The organism is Pseudomonas sp. LJDD11 (assembly GCF_024584215.1).
Classification (GTDB): Bacteria; Pseudomonadota; Gammaproteobacteria; order Pseudomonadales; family Pseudomonadaceae; genus Aquipseudomonas.
The window spans coordinates 1-837 of the sequence record NZ_JANJFL010000072.1 but is presented as its reverse complement, the minus strand read 5'-3'; the positions used below and the strand labels follow the sequence as shown (position 1 = coordinate 837).

General features: G+C 58.5%; 2 protein-coding genes. Both read left to right on the top strand.

All coding sequences use genetic code 11. The annotated features are described in order from the left end of the window. Positions 1-498, top strand: a 498-nt coding sequence (locus NRB16_RS28780) for a carbohydrate ABC transporter permease (protein WP_257107550.1), incomplete at its 5' end; no start/stop codon positions are given. A 2-nt stretch (positions 499-500) separates the two neighbouring features. After that, the coding region (locus tag NRB16_RS28775) for an ABC transporter ATP-binding protein (RefSeq protein WP_257107549.1) at positions 501-837 on the top strand (337 nt) is incomplete at its 3' end.

The window sequence follows — 837 nt, the reverse complement described above, 5'->3', positions numbered from 1 at the left end:
GGCTGCTTCCTGCCCTTCCAGACGGTCCTGCTGCCGGCGTCCTTCACCCTCGGCAAGATGGGGCTGGCCAGCACCACGACAGGTCTGGTGTTCGTGCATGTGGTCTACGGACTGGCATTCACCACGCTGTTCTTCCGCAACTACTACGTCAGCATTCCGGATGCGCTGGTCCGGGCGGCACGTCTTGATGGTGCGGGCTTCTTCACGATTTTCTGGCGGATCATCCTGCCGATGTCCACACCCATCGTCATGGTCTGCCTGATCTGGCAATTCACCCAGATATGGAATGACTTCCTGTTTGGCGTGGTGTTTTCCAGTGGCGAATCCCAGCCCGTTACCGTGGCGCTGAACAACCTGGTCAACACCAGCACCGGGGCCAAGGAATACAACGTTGACATGGCGGCGGCGATGATCGCAGGGCTGCCGACACTGCTGGTCTATGTACTGGCTGGCAAGTATTTCCTGCGTGGGCTTACGGCCGGCGCGGTCAAGGGGTAATCATGGCGACTCTCGAACTACGTAACGTAAACAAGACCTACGGCGCCAACCTGCCGGATACGCTCAAGAACATCGAACTGAAGATCAATGATGGCGAGTTCCTGATCCTGGTCGGCCCGTCCGGCTGCGGCAAGTCGACGTTGATGAACTGCATCCCGGGCCTTGAGAACATCAGTGGCGGCGCGATCCTGATCGACGGCGAAGACGTCAGCGGAACCAGCCCGAAGGATCGTGACATCGCGATGGTGTTCCAGTCCTATGCGCTCTATCCGACCATGAATGTGCGGGAGAACATCGAGTTTGGCCTGAAAATCCGCAAGATGCCTCAGGCTGCCATCG